Origin of the sequence: Shigella sp. FC1567 (assembly GCF_001743015.1) — a bacterium.
Taxonomy (GTDB): Bacteria; Pseudomonadota; Gammaproteobacteria; order Enterobacterales; family Enterobacteriaceae; genus Escherichia; species Escherichia coli.
On the sequence record NZ_MIIV01000123.1, the window covers coordinates 1 to 6,375 of the forward strand.

Annotated in this window: 5 protein-coding genes and 1 pseudogene; 2 read left to right on the top strand and 4 right to left on the bottom strand. The window is 49.9% G+C overall.

Going from position 1 to position 6,375, the window contains the following annotated elements:
- The 4 genes from BHE85_RS09515 to dhaK all read right to left on the bottom strand — a co-directional run.
- A partial coding sequence (locus BHE85_RS09515) for an IS1 family transposase (protein ID WP_047664789.1) occupies nucleotides 1-165 on the bottom strand: 165 nt, incomplete at its 3' end.
- Nucleotides 166-592: 427 nt separating this feature from the next.
- The gene (dhaM, locus tag BHE85_RS09520; protein ID WP_005005668.1) at nucleotides 593-2,011 is read right to left on the bottom strand and encodes a dihydroxyacetone kinase phosphoryl donor subunit DhaM; all 1,419 of its coding nucleotides are present in this window, start codon (nucleotides 2,009-2,011) and stop codon (nucleotides 593-595) included.
- Between the two features lie 10 nt (nucleotides 2,012-2,021).
- Nucleotides 2,022-2,654: a dihydroxyacetone kinase subunit DhaL gene (gene dhaL / locus BHE85_RS09525; RefSeq protein WP_000059411.1), complete on the bottom strand. Its 633-nt coding sequence runs from the start codon at nucleotides 2,652-2,654 to the stop codon at nucleotides 2,022-2,024.
- Entirely contained in the window at nucleotides 2,626-3,735 is a 1,110-nt protein-coding gene (dhaK, locus tag BHE85_RS09530) for a dihydroxyacetone kinase subunit DhaK (protein WP_000733718.1), read from the bottom strand. The genes dhaL and dhaK overlap by 29 nt, the downstream gene beginning before the upstream one ends.
- A 227-nt stretch (nucleotides 3,736-3,962) precedes the next feature.
- Here dhaK and dhaR point away from each other — a divergent pair, with 227 nt between their 5' ends.
- Together dhaR and BHE85_RS09540 are read left to right on the top strand one after the other, a co-directional pair.
- Nucleotides 3,963-5,882 carry a dihydroxyacetone kinase operon transcriptional regulator DhaR gene (gene dhaR, locus BHE85_RS09535; RefSeq protein WP_024257999.1) on the top strand — a complete coding sequence of 640 codons (1,920 nt, stop codon included), beginning with the start codon at nucleotides 3,963-3,965 and terminating at the stop codon, nucleotides 5,880-5,882.
- A gap of 210 nt (nucleotides 5,883-6,092) precedes the next feature.
- Nucleotides 6,093-6,375: pseudogene (locus BHE85_RS09540) on the top strand (transposase); the annotation flags it as partial.

Below are 6,375 nucleotides of genomic sequence, written 5' to 3' on the forward strand. Positions count from 1 at the left end.
TTTCTGGTGCGTACCGGGCTGAGAGGCGGTGTAAGTGAACTGTAGTTGCCATGTTTTACGGCAATGAGAGCAGAGATAGCGCTGATGTCCGGCAGTGCTTTTGCCGTTACGCACCACGCCTTCAGTAGCGGAGCAGGAAGGACATCTGATGGAAATGGAAGCCACGCAAGCACCTTAAAATCACCATCATACACTAAATCAGTAAGTTGGCAGCATTACCCAGGCTGGAATTAACGCCATTTTTTGCGGGCGAGAAGGTGCGGGGGATTTCATCAATCATTCTCCTTTGGCGAAACCGAATAAAACGGTATTCAAGTATCAGAAAACCTTAGTTCAGGATCGCACTAGCTGCATGATCGAAATCTCATTCTGCGAACTGTCAGGCATTTTAGAAAAGGGAATTAAAGGGATAAATAACGGCGAAATAGAGTGATCAAATAACGTCTGTTTATTAGCCAGCCAGCGGCGTTGGGTTCGTGATTAGCGAAGAAAAATCATCATAAATTGGTGAAAAATATAACAGGTAGTTAAAAACCATTAGTGCTGAGTAAATTGCCGGATGACATCAGAACGATGCCATCCGAACAGTGGCTTAACCCTGACGGTTGAAACGTTGCGTTTTAACGTCCAGCGTTAGCGTTTCTTCTGGTTGTATCGCATACAGTTTCTCACCCTGCTGGCAAATCCAGCCAATCCCCAGTTCACGGGCGATTAGGGCGCTGTGGGATACCGGACTTCCGGCGCTAAGGCAGATACCTTTTACAACCGCCGGATCCAGTTGCAGTACTGTGGAAGGATAAATGTTCTCCGCCAGTAGAATAGTTGGCGAGTTAAACTGCGGGAGTTCTTCTTTCGTTTGGGTCAGGTGGACCAGGGTGCGATGCAGAAGATCGTCCACATCAATATAGCGAGCTTGTAGATATTCATCATCCAGTTGCTGGTATTGCTGGCTAAGTTCTTTAAGAACTTGCTGCCAGGCATATTCTGCCGTGCAATGTTCATGCTGAAGGAGTTCGCTTGCCGCCGCCAGCAGTTCCGGATCATCTAACAGTGTATGGTGACCAGAAAAGATTGCGGCAATATAGTCAAGCCCGCTGGCTTCTGCTTTCGCTGTTAACGTCATCAGATCTAATAACGTGAAGTCAATAGCCTGGCGTAATCGATCTTGTTCTTCTTCCACGGTCAGGGTTGATTTTGCCTGTACCGTATATAAAACTGGTTGATAATAAAAGGCTTTACCCGAAACAGGCGGAACGGGACGCAGAGTAGGTGGAGCGACTTCCTCCGTTTCACCAAAGTTATCTTCAGCCAGCTGACGGAAAGCGATCAGTGCCTCTTCAGCTTCTGGCCCTTTCGCAATCAGGCGCAGCGTATCGTTATAGCGAACTTGTAGTAACGCAATCTGGTTAATACTCTCTGGTGTGACGCATTTGCCGTTTTTTTCCAGCAACATATCGGCATTAAATGTCGATAAGGTATAAACCAGCCGGGAGGCCGGACGTACATGCAGGCCGTTACGGTTTTTTATGACCACCGCCAGAGAACGGGCTTCTTCATCGTACGCAGGACATGTGTCAGAGATTTCAGTGTCGGAGGACGGTAAACCCAGTTGTTCACGTTTGGCTTCCAGCGCATGCATAGCGTCAAAGATAACTTTGTCGATATCCGCTCCCGAGGCCGCGCTGACCGTTGCTGCCAGTGTACCTTCGACCAACGGCGCAGCACACAAACGTACTTTTGCGGCGATCTTGGGAGCCAGCAATTCCAGCGCAGTTTCAGCACTCAATAATGCGCTACCCATATCCATCATGACCAGCACATGGTCGGCATCAGCAACAGATTCGATGGCCTCCATCACTTTGACGGCATCGGTACCAATAGGATTTTGTGGATCGTCAATTCCCGCGGCAATGGCGATTTTACAACTATCACTCATTAACATCTGACGGGCTAATTCACCGACACCTTCTCCCAGTCGGCTGCTATGTGAAACTATGACCAGGTTTACCATCACCAATTCCTTACTCTTTTGCGGCTAACGCCAACATTTGCATCATAAACATCACCGAGGTCGCGCCGGGATCCTGGTGACCAATACTGCGTTCACCGAGATAACTGGCGCGGCCTTTGCGGGCTTGCATCGTAATCGTACTTTGTGCAGCGGATTCGGCGATGCTACTGGCAGCTTCGAGCGCCACCGGAACAGAGAGATTTTGCTCGCTGGACTGACGTAACGATTCCACCACCGGCACCCACACATCACACATGGTTTTATCGCCAGGTTCGGCTTTCCCGCGACTGATTACGCCGTCCGCGCCATCGCGGAACATCTGATAAAGCTCTTCCAGTGTCAGGCTTTGCCGTGCCTGGGTCGCCTGTGCGGCGCGGATAAAGAAGGTACCGAACAGCGGACCACTGGCACCACCGACGCTGGAAAGCAGCGTCATACCGGTATTCTTGAGAATGAAACCGATATCTTTATCTGCGATAGCAGGGAGTTTTTCCACCACTTTGCTAAAGCCTCGGTTCATATTTAGCCCGTGGTCAGCGTCGCCAATTTCGCGATCCAGTCCGGTAAGATACTCGCTCTCGGTGCTGAAAATATCGCCACAACGAGTGAGCCAGTTAACAATTTGAGTTCTGCTCAGTGACATTGCTTTCTCCTAATTTATCCCAGTTAAGGGCCGGGGTGTGGACCGGGGCGTCCCAGAGTGCCAGCGTTTCGTCATCAACTTTCAGTAAGGTGATTGAGAAACCGGTCATATCCAGTGAGGTACAGTACGCGCCAATTAAATTACGTTCGATAGTCAATCCCGCTTGCTGGCAACGTGTGGTCAGGCGGTTATAGACGCCGTACAGCTCAGAAAGCGGAGTTGCGCCAAGATTGTTAACCAGCGCAATCACCCGATCGCCAGACTGGAGCGGTTGTTTGGTTTGTTGTTCTTCCTGCCAACTGCCTTGTTGATAATCCCAGAAACGTAAAGTGCGATGGTATGAGCCATTTCCCAGCAGGGTGTCGAACATTTCATCGACGGTTTGATCAAGGGAAGAGAAGGAGCGGCGGTCAATACCCGGCTCACCATGAATGCCGACGCCAAACTCCATCTCATTATCCGCCAGGGTAAAAGAAGGTTTGCCCGCGGCAGGAACGGTACAGGCACCGAGAGCGATACCTATTGAGTGGCCTTGATTATTCAACTTACGCCCCAGTTCCGCACAGGCGTCCAGTGAGTCGCCACGCTCCGCCGCTGCGCCTACGAGTTTTTCAATTAATACGGTGTTGGCAACGCCGCGTCGCCCGGCAGTATAAAGACTGTCTTTTACCGCAACGTCGTCATCAATGACCACAGTGGTCACTTTTACGCCGCTATCGTGCAGTAACTCGGTCGCTGTTTCAAAGTTAAGAATATCGCCGGTGTAATTTTTGATAATCAACAGTACACCTTCGCCGCCATCAACTTGCATGGCGCATTCAAAGATTTTATCGGGCGTCGGTGAGGTGAAAATTTCGCCCGGACAGGCCCCCGAAAGCATCCCCTGACCGATATACCCACAGTGCATCGGCTCGTGTCCGCTGCCGCCACCCGACAGCAGGGCGACTTTTCCTGCAACAGGGGCATCAGCTCGGGTGACATACACCGGATCCTGATGCAATGTCAGCGATGGATGCGCTTTCGCCAGTCCTGCCAGTTGTTCGTCCAGTACGTCTTGCACATCATTGATCAATTTTTTCATTATTTTGCTCCAGCAATTACGGTAGGGCATGGATGATGTTCAACGACACGGCGACCACTGACTGCCGATGAATCCATTGTGCATCAGGCAAGGGAAAAGAAAATTAGCCCAAATTATGTTTCATAGTGAAACATATGCTTTAATGAATGTTCCATATTGAAACTTTTACGTGTACTAATACTTAAAATTGCGAGCCGGAACACCTTTTGTCATAAGGGATGCGGGATATGAGTGGCGCTTTTAACAACGATGGTCGGGGCATATCTCCCTTAATTGCAACCTCCTGGGAGCGATGCAATAAGCTGATGAAACGGGAGACATGGAGCGTACCACATCAGGCCCAGGGCGTGACATTTGCTTCTATTTATCGGCGTAAGAAAGCGATGCTGACGCTCGGGCAGGCTGCGCTGGAAGATGCCTGGGAATATATGGCACCGCGAGAGTGTGCGCTGTTTATCCTCGATGAAACCGCCTGCATTCTCAGCCGTAATGGCGATCCGCAAACCTTGCAGCAGCTAAGTGCACTTGGATTCCATGACGGCACGTATTGCGCCGAGGGAATTATTGGTACTTGTGCGCTATCGTTAGCGGCTATCTCTGGTCAGGCCGTGAAAACGATGGCCGATCAACATTTCAAACAGGCACTCTGGAACTGGGCCTTTTGTGCAACGCCGTTGTTTGACAGCAAGGGCCGATTGACGGGAACAATAGCGCTGGCGTGTCCGGTTGAGCAAACTACCGCAGCTGATTTGCCGTTGACGTTGGCAATCGCCCGCGAGGTCGGAAATTTACTGCTGACGGACAGTTTGCTCGCTGAAACTAACCGTCATTTAAATCAACTTAATGCCCTGTTAGAAAGTATGGATGATGGCGTGATTAGCTGGGACGAGCAGGGTAATTTGCAATTTATCAATGCCCAGGCGGCGCGGGTCTTGCGCCTTGACGCGACGGCAAGTCAGGGACGGGCAATCACTGAACTCTTAACGTTACCCGCCGTATTGCAACAAGCAATAAAACAGGCACATCCGCTCAAACACGTAGAAGCAACCTTTGAAAGTCAGCATCAGTTTATTGATGCGGTGATAACCCTTAAACCGATAATAGAAACGCAGGGAACCAGCTTTATTTTGTTGCTCCATCCTGTGGAACAGATGCGGCAGTTGATGACCAGTCAATTAGGAAAAGTCAGCCATACCTTTGCTCATATGCCACAGGACGATCCGCAAACCCGCCGCTTGATTCATTTTGGTCGCCAGGCGGCGCGCAGTAGCTTTCCTGTCCTGCTTTGTGGAGAAGAGGGCGTGGGCAAGGCACTGCTAAGTCAGGCAATTCATAATGAAAGCGAGCGTGCTGCAGGTCCTTATATCGCCGTCAATTGTGAGTTATATGGTGATGCGGCACTGGCGGAAGAATTTATTGGTGGCGATCGTACGGACAATGAAAATGGCCGTCTGAGTCGGCTGGAACTGGCGCACGGCGGCACGCTGTTTCTTGAAAAGATTGAATATCTGGCGGTGGAGTTACAGTCTGCTTTGCTTCAGGTTATCAAGCAGGGTGTTATCACGCGACTGGATGCGCGGCGTTTAATACCAATTGATGTCAAAGTGATTGCAACAACGACCGCGGACCTCGCAATGCTGGTGGAACAAAATCGTTTTAGTCGCCAGCTGTATTACGCGCTGCATGCATTTGAAATTACCATCCCGCCTCTGCGTATGCGGCGTGGCAGCATTCCGGCGCTGGTGAATAACAAATTACGCAGTCTTGAAAAACGCTTCTCTACGCGGCTGAAAATTGATGACGATGCCCTCGCTCGCCTGGTTTCTTGTGCATGGCCAGGCAACGATTTTGAACTTTACAGCGTCATCGAGAATCTTGCTCTGAGTAGTGATAATGGGCGCATTCGCGTCAGTGATTTGCCGGAACATCTGTTTACCGAGCAGGCAACAGATGATGTCAGCGCCACCCGCCTTTCCACCAGTCTGTCATTTGCGGAAGTTGAAAAAGAGGCAATTATTAACGCAGCCCAGGTCACAGGCGGTCGCATTCAGGAAATGTCGGCTTTACTTGGAATCGGCCGCACTACGCTGTGGCGGAAAATGAAGCAACATGGCATTGATGCAGGGCAGTTTAAGCGCCGGGTATGAAAGACAGAAACGATTTCTAATACATCAGAGTGATCTATATTTCATTCCGGCGCACGCTAACATTTTTCAGCATCGTTTAAGGGCTTGTCTATCACGCACTTAAAAGCTGAAGCGATATCCTCCGTTGACTTGCTTCTCTGAAGTGGCACACTGAATTTGGCCACCTGAACAGAGGTGATATGCTCACCTCAGAACAACACAGGTGCTCCAATGAAAAAAAGAAATTTTAGCGCAGAGTTTAAACGCGAATCCGCTCAACTGGTTGTTGACCAGAAATACACGGTGGCAGATGCCGCCAAAGCTATGGATGTTGGCCTTTCCACAATGACAAGATGGGTCAAACAACTGCGTGATGAGCGTCAGGGCAAAACACCAAAAGCCTCTCCGATAACACCAGAACAAATCGAAATACGTAAGCTGAGGAAAAAGCTACAACGCATTGAAATGGAGAATGAAATATTAAAAAAGGCTACCGCGCTCTTGATGTCAGACT